Raw genomic sequence first — 15410 nt, 5'->3', positions numbered from 1 at the left:
CGTTGCCCCCGCCATCAGGGCGAAAGATCGCCCGACAGCTGCAAATGGTCAACAAGCGTTAACCATGATTGCTCGATCCGGGCAATCAGCCGTGTGTCGCTCAAATCCTGGGGCGCGATCGATTCTGGCCAATATTGGGACACGATCCGCGCAATATTATCCAACTGCGCTTCGTCCACCAGGAAGCGCGGATCGATGTCGACGGGATCGGCGACGACGCGCAGCCGCAGGCAGGCGGGGCCGCCGCCATTGGCCATGGATTGACGCACATCGACCGGCACGACGCGGCGGATCGGGCCGTTGCCCGCGATCATCTGTTCCAGCCAGGTCCAGACCGCGGGGGTGTCCCGCGCCTCTGTCGGCAGGATCAGCGCCATGCCGCCATCAGACAGGGTGACGAGTTGCGCGTTGAACAGATAGGATTTGATCGCATCGGCCAGGCTGACCGCGCTGGCGGGCACCTCCACGATCTCGACGCAGGGCAGGGCGGCGCGCAGATCGGCGTAGAAAGCGTCCTTGTCGGCAAAGGCCTGCTCATGGGTGAACAGCACGCGCTCGTTCGCCACGGCGACGACGTCATTATGGAAGGCGCCCGCAGCGATCGCGGCTTCGGACTGTTCGACGAACAGGGTGCGCGCCGGATCGAGGCCATGGATGCGGGCGACCGCCTTGCTGGCCTCCCGATGCTGGCGGGCGGGGAAGGCGCCGCCCGACCGGCCATAGACGAACACCTCCACGCCCGGCTGGTCGTGGCGTTCGGCCAGACGCATATGATTGGCCGCGCCCTCGTCGCCAAAGGGGGCGGGGATGGGATCATGGACGGCAAAGGCGCGGGTGTCGGAAAAGGCGATGCGGAGCTGCGCCAGAGTCTGCGGCCATTCATGGCTGCGATGCGGCATGGTGACGAGATTGGCGACGGTCAGGTGTGTCCGCCCATCCGCCGTGTCGCTGGCGGGCGACACCGTGGCGGCGTTGGCCGCCCACATGGAGGAAGCGGACATGGCGGCCGCTCGAATATGGGGATCGGCGTCGCCGACATCGGTGCCCAGCTTCGTCAGCCAGGCGACGTCGGGCCGCCATTGTGGCAGGAAGATGCCCTGGGCGAGGCCGAGGTGGATATTGCCGCGCATCTTTTCCAGCCCTTGTAGCGCCGCCGCGCGCGGATGCGCCACCGCGCCGGCATTGCGCGCGGACGCGAGATTGCCGAGGCTGAGGCCCGCATAATTGTGGCTGGGACCGACGATCCCGTCGAAATTGATTTCCCGGACGCTCATGCCCGCCCCGCCATGGTGAAGGAGCCGCCGGTTTCGAGGCCGAGCCGCGCCGCGCTGGCCGCGTCGAGCGACACCGCGCCATCCGCGCCTTCCTGCACGAAGCCCCAGGTGCAGCGATAATCGGCCAGTTTGCCGGTCGCGATCAGCATCTTGTCCCCACCCTTTTCATGGGTAGCGGAGAGGATGACGTCGCGGGCCGCTGCGATCGTCTTTAGCTGGTCGATCTGTCCCACCATGGTCGGGCCGCCGTCGAAGATATCGACATAGCCGGCATTGTCGAACCCCTCCGTCTCCAGCATCCGCATCGCCGCGCGGCCATTGGGGTGGGGCAGGCCGATGACGGCGCGGGCGCTGTCGGTCAGCATGGCGGTATAGATGGGCGTCTTGGGCATCAGGTCGGCGATGAACTGATTGCCGTTCACCGCGTTGAACTCGTCCGCTTCCTGAAAATTCATGCCGAAGAAGCGACCGGCCAGGCCGTCCCAGAAGGGCGATCCACCCGCTTCGTCGATGACGCCGCGCAATTCTGCAATCACCCGGTCGCCAAAGCGCGCGCGATGGCTGCGGATATAGAGATAGCGGCTGCGCGCCAGCAACAACCCCAGCCCCTCGGCCCGCTCGCGCGGGTGAAGGAACAGGCCGCCGACCTCGACCGATCCTTCCAGATCGGTGGTGAGCGAAAGCATCTGCGCGCGGAAGGTGCGGCCCAGTTCCCGGCTATGCTGGGTCAGCACGCCCAGACGATAGGAGTAGAAGGGCCAGCTTTGGCCCACGGTCGAGAATATCTGGCAGGTGCCGCGGACCTGCCCCGTCTCGACATTTTCCAGCACCATGACGATCAGTTCGTCTTCGATGCCGTCGCCTTGGCGTGCGAGCGCTTTTTCGGTGCGCTCCAGCTTGGCGGACAGCGCCGTGCGATCGGGCGGCAGGTTGGTGAAGCCGCCGCCGGTCAGCTTCGCCATCTCATAGAGCGTCTGCAAATCGTCGGCGCGCGCGATGCGCATGATGAAGCTCAAGCGGTGATCCCCTCTTTTATAAATTGCGCCGGATCGAACTGGCCCTGCGCGATCCGCCACAGCGCCAGCGCGGATAGTTGCGCCCGTTCGGGCAGGCTGTCGGTCAGCAGAAATTCGGCGTCGCTATGGATGTTACCGCCGCGCACGCCCATCGTGTCGACCACCGGCACGCCGCAGGCCGCGATATTATTGCCGTCGCATACCCCGCCGGTATCGCGCCAGCCGATGGTGAGGCTGAGGTCCGCGCCGCATTGCCGCACCAGCCCGAACAGCGCCTGCGCCTTGGGGTCCATGGGCTTGGGCGGGCGACCAAAGCCACCGTGGAGATGCAGGCTGACGTCATGGTCGCGCGCGACATCGGCCATGGACCGGTCGATCAGGGCGCGGGCGACGACCTCGTCTTCCGGCGTGCGCGGCCGGAAATTGACGCGCAACACGGCATGGTCGGGCACGACATTGTTCGGGCTGCCGCCATCGATCTTCGCAGGGTTGCAGGAAAATCCGGCACCGCTGCCCGCCTTCAGCCGCAGCGCCAGGTCAGCGGCGGCGAGCAGGGCGTTGCGGCCGTCATCGGGGTTGCGCCCGGCATGGGCGCTCAGGCCCGTGACGATGATGGAGAAATTGCCGCTCCCCGCCCGCGCGCCGGCCAGCGTGCCGTCGGGCAATGCGGACGGCTCGTAGGTGAAGGCCGCCAGCTTACCCGCCGCCAGTCCCCGCAACAGCGCCGCGGACGATGCGCTGCCTACTTCCTCGTCGCTGTTGATGACGACATCATAGCCCAGCGTGGCGACAGCGTCCGATCCCTCGATAGCATGGAGCGCTGAGAGCATGACCGCGATCCCGCCCTTCATGTCGGCGACGCCGGGGCCGTTGAGGACGCCCGGCTCCAACCAGCGTTGCTGCTGGAAAGGGTGATCGATGGGGAACACCGTGTCCATATGCCCGGTCAGGAGCAGGCGGATGGGCGCGTCGGGGCGCACGGACAGATGGAGATGGCGACCATGGTCGATCGTCTGGACGCGGCCGTCCGGCGATATGCTTTCGACCGGCGCGGGATCGACCAGTCGGATCGGGCCGGGCAGCGCGGAAAAGGCGTCGGCCAGCACATCCGCCATCTGGGCCAGCCCGGCCAGATTGCGCGATCCGCTGTTGATCGCCGCCCAATCCTGCGTCTGCGCCAGCATGGGTGCGGCGGCAGCGCGGTCGAGCAGCATTCGTTCCTGCGATGAAAAATCCCTCATCCGCTCTGGTCTATCAGAGCGCCGGGCGCGTCTCCACCCCCGCAATAAAATTGCGTGGTTCAGAAATCATAGGTCAGGGTCAGGCGACTGAGGGTGTCCAGGTCGCGGGTGGACAGCAATGTCTCCGATTCATATTGAATGTTATAGGAAAAAGCCGCCGACAGCCGTGTGCTGACCTTGGTTTCGACCGAGGACAGGGCGTTGAGGGTATAGACGTCGCTTTCGGCGTAGCCCGATGCGGTCTGCTTGAACGTCACCGTCGGCGTCGCGCGCCAGGCCAACGCCATCGATCCGCGGACGCCCAATTTGGTTTCCCGTTCGCCGATCATATATTTAACGTGGCGGATGGATGGACCGATATCGGCCGATAGATCAATCGGTTTGCTGACGATCAGCTTATACCCGACGCCGATTGACGAGGTGTATCGCTCGTCATAGCCGATCGACGTGTCACGTTCGAACTGCGCGAGACCGTAGACGAAACCGCGCGGATCGAATTCATATTTGGGTTCGTAACCCGCGAAATAGCGCTCGCGCGAGGTTACGCCATTGGCGCGGCGATAATCGACGGCGGCGGTCAGTTTGTGCGACCATTGCAGCCCGGCGCGAGTCGCGGTCGCCGCCAGGGTAATGCCCAGTTCGCTGGTGGAACCGGTAGAGCGGAAGCCGCCCGCTTCGACCCGGCCAGTCCATAGTTCGTTGAAGCGCGCTTCGCGAATCACAGTGTCGTGGGTCGCCTTGGTCCGCTCCTTCCAGCTATTGACCATGCGCTGGATTTCGTCGGCCGACGCCGGATTGGTCTGCTTGGCGATCTTGGACACGGTGGCGATGTCGGTTTCATTGCCGTTGGCGATCGCCGCCTCCATCATTTCGCGGACGGCGGGGGGCAATAGTGCCGATTCGCCAGCCTGCGCCGCGGCGGGCAGGGCGAAGAGCAGCAACGACAGGGGGATCAGACGGGCATACATGGTCCCGTCATAGCCAAGCGACCGGGGATTTTAAGCCCCCAAAACGCCTGTCGGGTCAGATAAGCGCGCGAAACTCCTGCAATATGTCGCGGTACAGCTTGCGCTTGAACGGCACGATCAGGTCGGGCAGCGTATCGGGGATCGTCCATTTCCATTCCCGGAATTCGGGATGCTTGGTTTGGATATCGATGTCGCCGTCCTGGCCGACGAAGCGGGCGAGATACCAATATTGGCGCTGGCCGCGATATTTGCCGCCCCATAATTTGCCGACCAGTTCAGGCGGCAGATCGTAGAAATGCTCGTCCTTCGCCTTGGCGATAATCTCGACCAGTTCGGGGCGGATGCCGGTTTCTTCCTGCAATTCACGCAGCGCAGCCGCCCTGGCATCCTCGCCTTCGTCGATCCCGCCCTGCGGCATCTGCCACGCCTCGACCAGATTATCGAGCCGCTGGCCGACGAATATCTTGCCGTCCATATTCACCAGCATGATCCCGACGCAGGGGCGGTATGGCAATTCTGTATCGTTCGGCATCGATGCCATATCATCCCCAAAAGAGTTCGGTTTCGGGCGTTGTCCGTTCCAAAGACCGCCATTGGCGCCGCTTCCCGACGCTTGGGTCAGAATAGGCAGCGGAAGGCTCCGCGTCCATCGGTCGAATCGTCCGCCTGCCGATTTGTGGCGATGCGGTGGAAGAGGCGACGAGAGACGGGATGACGGCAATATGCCCCAATGGCCGCTTGGAACCGGCGGCGGCGCGGCGCATTGCCCCGGCATGTCCGCTCCCCTTCTCCTCTGGCTCCGCCAGGATCTCCGCCTGTCCGATCAGGCCGCCCTGGCCGCCGCCGTCAGCGAAGGGCCGGTGATCCCGGTCTATATCCTGGATGATGAAAGCCCGCGCCAATGGGCAATGGGCGGCGCGACGCGCTGGTGGCTGCACCATAGCCTTGCGCGGTTGGACGAAAGCCTGCGCACCAAGGGATCGCGCCTGATTCTGCGGCGCGGGCGGTGCTCGGATGTTCTGGCCACGCTGGCGAAGGAGGCCGGCGCGTCGCGGGTCCATGCGCTGCATCATTATGAACCCTGGTGGCGCAACGCGGAAAAGGCGGTGGGCAAGGCGCTCGACCTCTGCCTGCATGACGGCGGCCTGTTGTTGCCGCCCGGCGCGGTGCGGACCGGGGCGGGCGGCATGTACCGTATCTACACGCCCTTTTCCCGCGCGGTGATGGAGCATATGCCGCCCGCCGCGCCGCATCCCGCGCCGCATCGGATCGACGGGCCGGCGCACTGGCCGGCGAGCGATTCGCTGGACGACTGGGGCTTATTGCCGACGAAGCCGGACTGGGCCCAGGGTTTCGCGGCGGACTGGACGCCGGGCGAGAAGGGCGCGCGCGCCAATGTCGCGCATTTTCTGGACGAGGCCGGCGATTATCCGACCGCGCGCAATCTGCCCTCGATCGAGGGGACATCGCGCCTGTCGCCGCATCTGCATTTCGGCGAAGTGTCGCCTGCCTATGTGTGGCACCGGGTCGAATCTTCAGGGCATGATGCAACGATCTTCCTTAAGGAATTGATCTGGCGCGATTATGCGCATGTCCAGATTTGCGAATTTCCCGCCTATGGCTCTGAAAATGCGCGATCGAATTTCGATGCGCTGCCTTGGCGCGACCTGCGGGAGGCGAGGGCCGATTTCACCGCGTGGAAGGCGGGCAGGACAGGCTATCCGATCGTGGACGCGGGTATGCGGCAGCTTTGGACGACGGGCTGGATGCATAACCGGGTGCGCATGATCGCCGCCAGCTTCCTCATCAAACATCTGCTGATCGACTGGCGGCATGGCGCGCGCTGGTTCTGGGACACGCTGGTCGATGCGGATTACGCCAATAACAGCGTCAATTGGCAATGGGTCGCGGGCAGCGGCGTGGACGCCAATCTGTTCACGCGAATTATGGCGCCATTGACCCAGTCGGACAAGTTCGACTCGGCCGACTATATTCGGTCATGGGTGCCCGAACTGGCGGAGCTGTCGGACGCGGCGATCCACGACCCCGACGCCCATGACGCGCGCCCTACGGACTATCCGGCGAAGATCATCAGCCATCGCGAGGGGCGTGAACGGGCATTGGCCGCCTATCGTCATAGCAAGGGGTGATTGCAGCGGCGGGCGGCTTGCGGCAGGATTGGCGTCATGAACGCCATCACTCCCCGGCGCGGTCGGCGCGCGCTATCGATCAAACATCCACCGCGATCCGGCGCACCCGGCCTGGCGTCGCGCGCGCTGGCGCCGTCTTTCCATCGCCTGCTCGACCGGATCGACCAAGGGCTGGAGGCGGGCGAATTGCACGCCTCGCTGCCGGACGGCACAAATCGCCTGCTGGGCGGTCGGGCGCCGGGGCCGCGTTGCGAAGTGGACCTGCGCTCCTGGCGCGCGCTGGTGCGACTGGCGGTGGGAGGATCGGCGGGCTGGTATCGCGCCTGGGCGGCGGGCGAGTGGGCCAGTCCCGATCCGGTGCCGCTCTTCGCCCTGTTCATGCGCAATGCGGCGGCGCTGGGGCAAGCGGCGCGGCCCCGCGGGCCGGGGCGGTGGATAGGCCGCGCGATGCACGGGTTGCGGCGCAACAGCCGCATGGGATCGCGGCACAACATCGCCTATCATTATGATCTGGGGAATGATTTCTACCGGCTCTGGCTCGATGAAAATATGCATTATTCCAGTGCCTTGTTTATCGATTCTGCGAATCAGAACGAGGATTTCGAGCAGGCGCAGCGGCGCAAGGTCGATGCGGTCCTCGACCGGCTGGACCTCACCGATGGCGCGTCGCTGCTGGAGATCGGCTGCGGTTGGGGCGGTCTGGCCGAACAGGCGATGGAGCGGTGCGCGATCGCCTATAGCGGACTGACCCTGTCGACCGAACAGGCCGGCTATGCCCGCGATCGGCTGGGGTCGGGCGCGCAGATTTTGCTGACCGACTATCGCGATGCGCTGGGCCAATATGACGCCATCGCCAGCGTCGAAATGGTCGAGGCGGTGGGGCAAGCCTATTGGCCTGCCTATCTGGCCGCCATCCATCGCTTGCTGAAGCCCGGCGGCAAGGCGGCGATACAGTATATTTTGATCGATGACGCGATCTTCGACCGCTATGCCCGCGGCGCCGACTTCATCCAGACCTATATCTTTCCCGGCGGGATGCTGATGTCGGAAAGCCAGTTCCGTGCGCTGGCGGAGGCGCAGGGGCTGGAATGGCGCGACGTCCACCGCTTCGGCCTGGACTATGCCGAAACGCTGCGCCGCTGGCGCGAGCGGTTCGACCGTGCGATCGAGGAAGGCCAGCTGCCCGCCAGTTTCGACCAGCATTTCGTGGCCTTATGGCGCTATTATCTGATGTATTGCGAAGGCGGCTTTCGCGGCGGCGGCATCGACGTGGCGCAAGTGACGCTGGTCAAACCGGCGTAGCTGTCAGCCTTCGACTCGTATCCTGTGGCCGGTCGGCGCATCGGACGCGACCAGATTGACGATCGCCTCGGCCACCACGTCCGGCCCCTTGAGGCTCGCCGGGTCTTCGCCGGGGAAGGCGCGGGCGCGCATCGCCGTGCGGGTCGCGCCCGGATCGACGATGTGGGTGCGGATGGCGGAAATATTCTTCATCTCCTCGCCATAAGCGCCGACCAGCGTTTCCAGCGCCGCCTTCGACGCGCCATAGGCGCCCCAATAGGCGCGCGGCGCCACGACCGAGGAGGTCAGCGCCACGACCCGCGCATCGCCGCTGGCGCGCAACATGGTGTCGAAGGCGGCGATCAGCGCCTGCGGCGCGGCGATGTTGAGCGTCAGCAGCCGGGCGAATTCCTTGGCGTCGATCGCCGGGACCGCCGCCAGCGCGCCCAGCGTCGCGGCGTTGAGCAGGAGAATGTCGAGCGCCTGCCAGCGACCGCCGACAGCCTGCGCCAGCCGGCCGATGCTCTCGCCATCGGTCAGGTCGAGCGGCGCGATGGTCGCATGGCCGCCAGCCTTGTGGATGCGATCCTCCACCTCTTCCAGCCCGCCCGTAGTCCGAGCGGTCAGCACCACATGCGCGCCCGCCGCGGCCAGCGCTTCGGCCGTGGCGGCGCCGATGCCACGGCTCGCCCCGGTGACGAGCGCCAATTTGCCGGAAAGTGGGCCAGGAAGGGGAAGGTCGGAAGAAGACATATAAATCCGTTCGTGCTGAGTAGGGGCTGAGCGTGTCGAAGACCCGTATCGAAGCATCCTTCGATACGCCACTTCGACTTCGCTCAGTGGCTACTCAGGACGAACGGGTCGATGTAAAGGGTCAGACCACGCGCTCGGCGAGCAGTTCCAGCTGGTTGGTCACCACCACGTCATCCTGATCGGTGAGCGTCGTGGGATAATCGCCGGTGAAGCAGGCATCGCAATATTGCGGGCGGATGTCGGCGCGCTTGGCTTCGCCCAGCGCCTTGTACAGGCCGTCGATCGAGATGAAGGACAGGCTGTCGGCATGGATGAAGTCCTGCATCCCGCCCACGTCCAGCTTGTGCGCCAGCAGCTTGGTGCGTTCGGGCGTATCGACGCCATAGAAGCAGCTATGCTTGGTCGGCGGGCTGGCGATCCGCATATGAACCTCCGCCGCGCCGGCCTCGCGCATCATCTGCACGATCTTCAAGGAGGTGGTGCCGCGCACGATCGAATCGTCGATCAGCACGATCCGCTTGCCCTTTATCAGCGCGCGGTTGGCGTTGTGCTTCAGCTTCACGCCCAGATGGCGGACCTTGTCCCCCGGCTGGATGAAGGTGCGGCCGATATAGTGCGAGCGGATGATGCCCAGTTCGAACGGGATGCCCGATTGCTGGGCATAGCCGATCGCCGCCGGCACGCCGCTGTCGGGCACCGGGATGACATAGTCCGCCTCGACAGGGTTCTCGATCGCCAGTTGCGCGCCGATCGCCTTGCGCACCGAATAGACGCTGGAATTGTCGATGATCGAATCGGGACGGCTGAAATAGACATGTTCGAAAATGCAGGGACGCGGATGCGTGTCGCCGAAGGGGCGGTGCGACCGGATCTGCCCGTCATTGGTGACGATGACCAGCTCGCCCGGATCGATGGTGCGCACATAGTCGGCGCCGACCACGTCGAGCGCGACGGTTTCCGACGCGAAGATGGTCGTTTCGCCGAGCGTGCCCATCACCAGCGGGCGGATGCCCAGCGGATCGCGGCAGGCGATCATGCCTTCGGGCGTCATGACGATCAGCGAATAGGCGCCCTCGACCTGCTTCAACGCATCGATGAACTTGTCGAGCAGGGTGCGATAGCTGGACGTCGCCACCAGATGGATGATGACTTCGGTGTCGGAGGTCGACTGGAAGATGGAGCCGCGGCGAATCAGTTCGCGGCGCAGCTTCATCGCGTTGGAGATATTGCCATTATGGGCAATGGCGAAGCCGCCAGAGTTCAGTTCCGCATAGAGCGGCTGCACGTTGCGGAGCGACGTTTCGCCGGTGGTGGAATAGCGCACATGACCACAGGCGGTATCGCCGGGCAGGCCGCGAATCACCTCGTCCCGGTCGAAATTGCCGGCCACATGGCCCATCGCCCGGTGGGTATGGAAATCATGCCCGTCCCAGCTGGTGATGCCGGCGGCTTCCTGCCCGCGATGTTGCAGGGCGTGAAGGCCAAGCGCGACGATGGCGGACGCTGTTTCCGCGCGGGAAACACCGAAAATGCCACATTCCTCGCGCAACTTGTCGTCGTCGAAGGGGTTTGTCGTAATCATGGGTGCGAGCGGTTCCATAGCCGTTCCTGACAGGCCCACAGGGCCGTCTTTGGGCGCGCATATAGGGACTTCCGACCGCTTTGTCGCCCTCCTGTCATAAAAAACGTGATGGGACGAGCAAAGGCGGCGCTTCGCGGGCTTTGCTATCGGCAAAATGCCCTACTGGCGCTGCGTTGCGCGCCCGGCTAAAGACGCAGCCCTGATGCATCGTTTCGCCAATCCCGCCCGCTTTTTGAAGATCGCGCGTCCGCTGACGGGCTGGCTGTTCTGGCCCGGCCTGCTGCTGCTGCTCGCCGGATCGGCCTGCGGATTGTTTGTGACGCCGGCCGACTATCTTCAGGGGCAGACGGTGCGCATCCTCTATATCCATGTGCCGGCGGCCTGGCTCGGCATGGGCGGCTGGAGCGGGATCGCCATCGCCGCGCTGATGCAGCTTGTCTGGAAGCATCCGCTCGCCGCCGTCGCCGGGCGCGCCATCGCCGCGCCGGGCGCGCTGTTCACCGCCATCTGCCTGATGACCGGCTCCATCTGGGGTCGCCCGACCTGGGGCACCTGGTGGGAATGGGACGGGCGGATGACGTCGATGCTGGTCCTTTTCTTCCTCTATCTGGGCTATATCGCGCTGGGCAATGCCAGCGCCCGGCAGGCGCAGCAGGGCGGCGTCAGCAATGTGACCGCCATTTTCGGGCTGGTCGGCGCGATCAACATCCCGATCATCAACCGGTCGGTGGTGTGGTGGAACAGCCTGCATCAGGGGCCGTCCATCACCCTGCGCGGGTCGAGCATCGACGGATCTTTGCTCTGGCCGCTGGGACTGACATTGCTGGGCTTCACCCTGCTGTTCGCCGGACTTGTGCTGATGCGGATGCGCGCGATCCTGGCGCAGAACAAGGTCGAGGCGCGGATGCAGCGGCTTGCTCGTGGATAGGGCCAGGGGGTAGTGCGATGAACCAATGGGCTTTCGTGATCGCCGCCTATACGGTGACGCTGGCGGGCACGGCGATCGTCAGTGTCGTCAGTTGGCGGGCGATGCGCAGCGCGGAAACGCGCGCCGATCACCTGTCGGACCGGACATGAAGGTCGGGGCATGAAGGCGAAACATCAAAGATTGATCCTGGCGCTTGCGGCGCTGGTGGCGCTGGTGGGGGCAGGGCTGCTCGCGGCGTCGGCGCTCAAGGACGAGGCGGCTTATTTCTACGCGCCCCATGACGTCAAGACGAAGGGTGTCGAGCCGGGCAAGGCGATCCGGCTGGGCGGCATGGTGGTCAAGAACAGCCTGAAGCGCGCGGCCGACGGCGTTACCATTCGGTTCGACGTGACCGACGGCAAGGCGACCGTCCCGGCGATCTTCAGCGGCATTGCGCCAGACCTGTTCAAGGAAGGCAGCGGCGTCGTGGCGGAGGGATATTTCGACGCCAAAGGAACCTTCGTCGCCACCAACCTGCTCGCCAAGCATGACGAACGCTACATGCCCCGCGAACTGGAAGGCATGAGCTATAATGAGAGCACGCATGAGATGAAGGCGGAACGGTGAGGCAGTTCCACGCAGCCCGTCATGCCGGATGTATAGTCGAGGGGCACCGCCCATGATCGCGGAAACCGGCCTCGCCGCGCTCTGGCTCGCCGCGTCGCTGGCGCTGCTCCAACTTGTCCTGGCGTTTGCGGGTCTGAAGGGCGGCAAGCCCGACCTGCTGGCCGCCGTCCGTCCGGCCGCCGTGGCGCAGGGCGTGCTGACTGCGATCGCCTTTGCGTCGCTCATCACGCTGTTCATGCGCTCAGACATGTCGGTGCTGCTGGTCGTCACCAACAGCCATTCGATGAAGCCCTGGCTTTACAAATTCGCCGGCACATGGGGCAATCATGAAGGCTCGATGCTGCTATGGGTGACGGTGATGGGCGTGGCGGGCGCGGCCGTCGCCCTGTTCGAGCGCGCATTGCAGCGGAACGCTCATATGGCGACGCTGGGCGGACAGGCGGCGATTTCGCTGGGTTTCTACGCCTTTCTCCTCTTCTCCTCCAATCCCTTCGCCCGGATCGATCCGGCGCCGGCGGACGGGCAGGGACTGAACCCGCTGCTGCAAGACCCCGGCCTCGCCTTCCATCCGCCTACGCTTTATCTCGGCTATGTCGGCCTGTCGGTCGCCTTTTCATTCGCCATTGGCGCACTGTTGACGCGGCAGGTCGACGCCGCCTTCGCCCGTGCGATGCGGCCATGGGTGCTGGCGGCTTGGGTGCTATTGACGCTCGGTATCACCGCGGGCAGCTATTGGGCCTATTATGAACTGGGCTGGGGCGGTTGGTGGTTCTGGGATCCGGTGGAGAACGCATCGTTGATGCCCTGGCTCGCGGCGACGGCGTTGCTCCACAGCGTCACGGTGCTCGCCACGCGCGACGCCCTGCGCGCCTGGACGGTGATGCTGGCGGTGGTCGCCTTTTCCATGTCGATGGTCGGCACCTTCCTGGTGCGGTCGGGTATATTGACCAGCGTCCACGCCTTCGCCGTCGACCCGACGCGGGGCAGCTTCATCCTGGGCCTGCTGGCCCTCTATATCGGCGGCGCGCTGGCGCTGTTCGGCTGGCGGATCGGGTCGGTGCGCGAAGGCGCGCCGTTCGAACTGGTCAGTCGCGAAACCATGTTGGTGGTCAATAATCTGCTGCTGACGGTCATATTGGGTCTGGTCCTGATCGGCACCCTCTATCCGCTGATGACTGAAGCCTTTGGCCATAAAGTGTCGGTTGGCGCGCCCTATTTCGACCGGATCGCCGGGCCGATCGCGCTGGCGCTGATGGTGGCGATGGCGGCCGGGCCGCTCACCCGCTGGCGCAAGGATCAGGCGCGGGCTGTTGGAAAACGATTGCTGATCCCGTTGTGCATCGCGCTACTGGTGTCCATCTCCCTGTCTCTTTTCGCCTGGGGCCGCATCGGCATCTTGCCCTTCCTGGGCCTGGTCATCGCGGTCGCGGTCGGCGTGGGCAGCCTCGCGCCGCTGTGGAAGCGCAAGCTGTTGCGCACGCCGCTCTTCACCTATGGCATGGTCGTCGCCCATCTGGGCTGCGCAGTCAGCCTGGCCGGCATGGCCTGCGATTCGGCCTTCACGGTCGAAAAGCTGGTGGCCGCCCGTCCCGGCGACATGATCCAGACCGCCGGATGGTCGCTGCGCTTGCGTCAGATCATACCAATCGCGGGCGACAATTGGACCGCGTTGCAGGCGGATATGGACGCCAGCCGCGGCGGCTCTTCGGTGCTGATCCGCCCGCAATCGCGCTTCTTCGCCTCGCCCCCGACCAGCACCAGCGAGGCGGCCTTGCTGACCCGCTGGGATGGCCAGCTCTATGTCGTGCTGGGTGAAGAGGTGGAGGGCGGCCGTTGGCAGCTGCGCATCTGGTGGAAGCCGTTCGTCACGCTGATCTGGCTGGGCGGCATCATGATCGCGCTGGGAGGCGCGCTGGCGCTGGTCGGTCGCGAACGGCGCGGCTGGCTGCTGAAATGGCGGGCGCGGGAGGCGCGGCTATGAGGAGGCTGCTGATCTGGTTGCCGTTGGCGCTGTTCCTGGGCTTTATCGGCCTGTTCGCCAGCGGCTTGTTCAAGCCCGACGACCGCGTGATCCATTCCCGCCTGGTCGGCCAACCCCTGCCGGTCTTCAGCCTGCCTGCGGCGGCGAGCGACCGTCCGGCGCTGTCCAGCGGCCAACTCGCCACCGGCAAGCCGCGGCTGCTCAACATCTTCGCCAGTTGGTGCGTACCCTGCGCCGCCGAAGCGCCGCAGCTTGAAGCGCTCCAGAAAGCCGGGGCGCAGATCGACGCCATCGCCATCCGCGATGCTCGGCCGGACGTGGACGCTTTCTTGAAGCGCTACGGCAACCCCTATGCCCGCATCGGCCTCGACGCCCGGAGCGCGGTGCAGATGGCGCTGGGATCGTCGGGCGTGCCGGAAACCTTCGTGATCGATGGCAAGGGGCGGATCGCCCATCAGCATATCGGCGACATCCGCGCCGACGACGTGCCGATGATCCTAGAAAAGCTGAAGGACGCGCAATGAGGCTGATCTTTGCTCTCCTTCTGGCTTTCTTGGTCACGCCTCTCAGCGCCCAAACCGCGCTGCCGCCTGCTCCCTATGCCGACCGGCAGATCGCCGACCCGGCGCTGGAGCGCAAGGCGAAGGCGTTGATGGAAACCATCCGCTGCCTCACTTGCCAAAGCCAGTCGATCGCCGATTCGGGGGCCAGCATGGCGGGCGACATGCGATCGCAGATTCGCGAACGGATCATGGCGGGTGAGCAGCCCGAAGCGATCCGAAGCTGGCTGATCGCCCGCTATGGCGACTGGGTCAGCTATGAACCCACCGCTGCGCCGATCCTCTGGCCGCTCTGGGCCGCGCCAGTGCTGCTGCTGGGCCTTGGCCTGATGTTGCTGCGCGGACGGATCAAGCAGAGGAAGCGGGCATGACCGGCTGGTTCATCGCCTTCGGCCTCGCCGCCGCCGGATTTATCGCCTTGCTCCTGATCGGCCGCATTCCCCGATCGGCGCGGGAGATCAGCGCGGCGGCGCTGCTGCTGGGCCTGGCCGGCTATGCATGGCAGGGTAATCCGGGGCTGGCGGGCGCGCCGCGCGTCAGCAGGGAAGCGGCAGGCGACAAGTTTGACGAGAAGCTGGCCGAACAGCGCCGCGGGATGGCCGAACGCTACGGCCCGGCTGGCCAATGGCTGATGATGTCCGATGGCCTGGGTCGGCAGGGCAAGACGCGGGAAGCGGCCAATATCCTGCTGTCAGGCCTGCGCGCGACCCCCGACGATCCCAATCTGTGGCTGGGCCTGGGCAATGCATTGGTCGCCCATGCCGACGGCGTGGTGTCGCCCGGTGCGGACTTCGCCTATCGCCGTGCGCTGACGCTGGATCCGGAAGGGCCGGCGCCCCGCTATTTCTACGGCCTGGCCCTGGCCCGCAACGGCCAGTTGCAGGCGGCCCGCGATCTGTGGGCGCCGCTGGCCGCCAGCGCGCCGGCCGGGAGTCAGGTGAAGGCGGAACTGGAGGCCAATATCGCGCGTATCGATTCGATGTTGGCTGCCGGTGTGCCGGCCCGGCCATGATGCAGCGCAGCGTTCGCATTGCGCGCCTTCCGGAGCCATGATAGGGCGCGGCGGTTTA

The 15410-nt window shown here is 65.3% G+C and carries 16 protein-coding genes; 9 read left to right on the top strand and 7 right to left on the bottom strand.

The features are described from left to right. Positions 1–14 precede the first annotated feature (14 nt). From sphantq_RS00585 to sphantq_RS00565, 5 genes are read right to left on the bottom strand one after another with little or no spacing between them, the layout of a single operon-like run. Entirely contained in the window at positions 15–1274 is a 1260-nt protein-coding gene (locus sphantq_RS00585) for an N-succinylarginine dihydrolase (RefSeq protein WP_272799316.1), read from the bottom strand. Further along, positions 1271–2290, bottom strand: a complete 1020-nt coding sequence (locus sphantq_RS00580) for an arginine N-succinyltransferase (RefSeq protein ID WP_272799315.1) — start codon at positions 2288–2290, stop codon at positions 1271–1273. The genes sphantq_RS00585 and sphantq_RS00580 overlap by 4 nt, the downstream gene beginning before the upstream one ends. After that, positions 2287–3531 (bottom strand): hydrolase, encoded by a 1245-nt coding sequence (locus sphantq_RS00575; protein ID WP_272799314.1) that lies wholly within the window; start codon positions 3529–3531, stop codon positions 2287–2289. Before sphantq_RS00575 ends, sphantq_RS00580 begins: the two co-directional genes overlap by 4 nt. 59 nt (positions 3532–3590) lie before the next feature. After that, entirely contained in the window at positions 3591–4499 is a 909-nt protein-coding gene (locus sphantq_RS00570) for a DUF481 domain-containing protein (protein ID WP_066601489.1), read from the bottom strand. 55 nt (positions 4500–4554) lie between these two features. Continuing rightward, the gene (locus tag sphantq_RS00565; RefSeq protein ID WP_272799313.1) at positions 4555–5040 is read right to left on the bottom strand and encodes an RNA pyrophosphohydrolase; all 486 of its coding nucleotides are present in this window, start codon (positions 5038–5040) and stop codon (positions 4555–4557) included. A 232-nt stretch (positions 5041–5272) separates the two neighbouring features. Here sphantq_RS00565 and sphantq_RS00560 point away from each other — a divergent pair, with 232 nt between their 5' ends. Beyond that, positions 5273–6649, top strand: a complete 1377-nt coding sequence (locus sphantq_RS00560) for a cryptochrome/photolyase family protein (RefSeq protein WP_272800268.1) — start codon at positions 5273–5275, stop codon at positions 6647–6649. Positions 6650–6685: 36 nt separating this feature from the next. Further along, complete coding sequence (locus sphantq_RS00555) at positions 6686–7951, top strand: SAM-dependent methyltransferase (RefSeq protein ID WP_272799312.1); 1266 nt, start codon at positions 6686–6688, stop codon at positions 7949–7951. A 3-nt stretch (positions 7952–7954) separates the two neighbouring features. Here the strand turns inward: sphantq_RS00555 and sphantq_RS00550 are convergent, their stop codons facing one another. Beyond that, positions 7955–8683, bottom strand: a complete 729-nt coding sequence (locus sphantq_RS00550; RefSeq protein WP_272799311.1) for an SDR family NAD(P)-dependent oxidoreductase — start codon at positions 8681–8683, stop codon at positions 7955–7957. Positions 8684–8804: 121 nt separating this feature from the next. Further along, positions 8805–10265, bottom strand: a complete 1461-nt coding sequence (purF, locus tag sphantq_RS00545) for an amidophosphoribosyltransferase (protein ID WP_272799310.1) — start codon at positions 10263–10265, stop codon at positions 8805–8807. A gap of 202 nt (positions 10266–10467) precedes the next feature. On the opposite strand from purF, the gene ccmC reads away from it, so the two are divergent. The 7 genes from ccmC to sphantq_RS00510 are packed head-to-tail and all read left to right on the top strand — an operon-like array spanning position 10468 to position 15352. Beyond that, on the top strand, positions 10468–11193 hold the full coding sequence (gene ccmC, locus sphantq_RS00540; protein WP_272799309.1) for a heme ABC transporter permease CcmC: 726 nt from the start codon (positions 10468–10470) through the stop codon (positions 11191–11193). A 17-nt stretch (positions 11194–11210) separates the two neighbouring features. Then, a complete protein-coding gene (locus tag sphantq_RS00535; RefSeq protein WP_269076428.1) occupies positions 11211–11342 on the top strand; it encodes a hypothetical protein in 132 nt (43 codons plus the stop codon). Positions 11343–11352: 10 nt separating this feature from the next. After that, positions 11353–11799, top strand: coding sequence for a cytochrome c maturation protein CcmE (ccmE, locus tag sphantq_RS00530; RefSeq protein ID WP_272799308.1), 447 nt, complete (start codon positions 11353–11355; stop codon positions 11797–11799). Positions 11800–11851: 52 nt separating this feature from the next. Then, positions 11852–13780, top strand: coding sequence for a heme lyase CcmF/NrfE family subunit (locus sphantq_RS00525; protein WP_272799307.1), 1929 nt, complete (start codon positions 11852–11854; stop codon positions 13778–13780). Next, positions 13777–14304, top strand: a complete 528-nt coding sequence (locus sphantq_RS00520; protein WP_201785479.1) for a redoxin family protein — start codon at positions 13777–13779, stop codon at positions 14302–14304. The genes sphantq_RS00525 and sphantq_RS00520 overlap by 4 nt, the downstream gene beginning before the upstream one ends. After that, a complete protein-coding gene (locus tag sphantq_RS00515) occupies positions 14301–14711 on the top strand; it encodes a cytochrome c-type biogenesis protein (protein ID WP_272799306.1) in 411 nt (136 codons plus the stop codon). The genes sphantq_RS00520 and sphantq_RS00515 overlap by 4 nt, the downstream gene beginning before the upstream one ends. Beyond that, entirely contained in the window at positions 14708–15352 is a 645-nt protein-coding gene (locus sphantq_RS00510; RefSeq protein ID WP_272799305.1) for a tetratricopeptide repeat protein, read from the top strand. Before sphantq_RS00515 ends, sphantq_RS00510 begins: the two co-directional genes overlap by 4 nt. Positions 15353–15410: the final 58 nt, after the last annotated feature.

The sequence above is a fragment of the Sphingobium sp. AntQ-1 genome (genome assembly GCF_028538045.1).
GTDB lineage: Bacteria > Pseudomonadota > Alphaproteobacteria > Sphingomonadales > Sphingomonadaceae > Sphingobium > Sphingobium cupriresistens.
The sequence above is the reverse complement of the archived record's forward strand: the minus strand, read 5'-3'. Positions and strand labels throughout refer to the sequence as shown.

What these genes read in the sequence shown, in the direction of transcription:
- sphantq_RS00550 (WP_272799311.1), bottom strand. Translation starts at nt 8,683, where the DNA reads ATGTCTTCTTCCGACCTTCCCCTTCCTGGCCCACTTTCCGGCAAATTG.
- sphantq_RS00510 (WP_272799305.1), top strand. Translation starts at nt 14,708, where the DNA reads ATGACCGGCTGGTTCATCGCCTTCGGCCTCGCCGCCGCCGGATTTATC.
- ccmC (WP_272799309.1), top strand. Translation starts at nt 10,468, where the DNA reads ATGCATCGTTTCGCCAATCCCGCCCGCTTTTTGAAGATCGCGCGTCCG.
- sphantq_RS00565 (WP_272799313.1), bottom strand. Translation starts at nt 5,040, where the DNA reads ATGGCATCGATGCCGAACGATACAGAATTGCCATACCGCCCCTGCGTC.
- sphantq_RS00525 (WP_272799307.1), top strand. Translation starts at nt 11,852, where the DNA reads ATGATCGCGGAAACCGGCCTCGCCGCGCTCTGGCTCGCCGCGTCGCTG.
- sphantq_RS00560 (WP_272800268.1), top strand. Translation starts at nt 5,273, where the DNA reads ATGTCCGCTCCCCTTCTCCTCTGGCTCCGCCAGGATCTCCGCCTGTCC.
- purF (WP_272799310.1), bottom strand. Translation starts at nt 10,265, where the DNA reads ATGATTACGACAAACCCCTTCGACGACGACAAGTTGCGCGAGGAATGT.
- sphantq_RS00555 (WP_272799312.1), top strand. Translation starts at nt 6,686, where the DNA reads ATGAACGCCATCACTCCCCGGCGCGGTCGGCGCGCGCTATCGATCAAA.
- sphantq_RS00515 (WP_272799306.1), top strand. Translation starts at nt 14,301, where the DNA reads ATGAGGCTGATCTTTGCTCTCCTTCTGGCTTTCTTGGTCACGCCTCTC.
- sphantq_RS00535 (WP_269076428.1), top strand. Translation starts at nt 11,211, where the DNA reads ATGAACCAATGGGCTTTCGTGATCGCCGCCTATACGGTGACGCTGGCG.
- sphantq_RS00520 (WP_201785479.1), top strand. Translation starts at nt 13,777, where the DNA reads ATGAGGAGGCTGCTGATCTGGTTGCCGTTGGCGCTGTTCCTGGGCTTT.
- sphantq_RS00570 (WP_066601489.1), bottom strand. Translation starts at nt 4,499, where the DNA reads ATGTATGCCCGTCTGATCCCCCTGTCGTTGCTGCTCTTCGCCCTGCCC.
- sphantq_RS00575 (WP_272799314.1), bottom strand. Translation starts at nt 3,531, where the DNA reads ATGAGGGATTTTTCATCGCAGGAACGAATGCTGCTCGACCGCGCTGCC.
- sphantq_RS00585 (WP_272799316.1), bottom strand. Translation starts at nt 1,274, where the DNA reads ATGAGCGTCCGGGAAATCAATTTCGACGGGATCGTCGGTCCCAGCCAC.
- ccmE (WP_272799308.1), top strand. Translation starts at nt 11,353, where the DNA reads ATGAAGGCGAAACATCAAAGATTGATCCTGGCGCTTGCGGCGCTGGTG.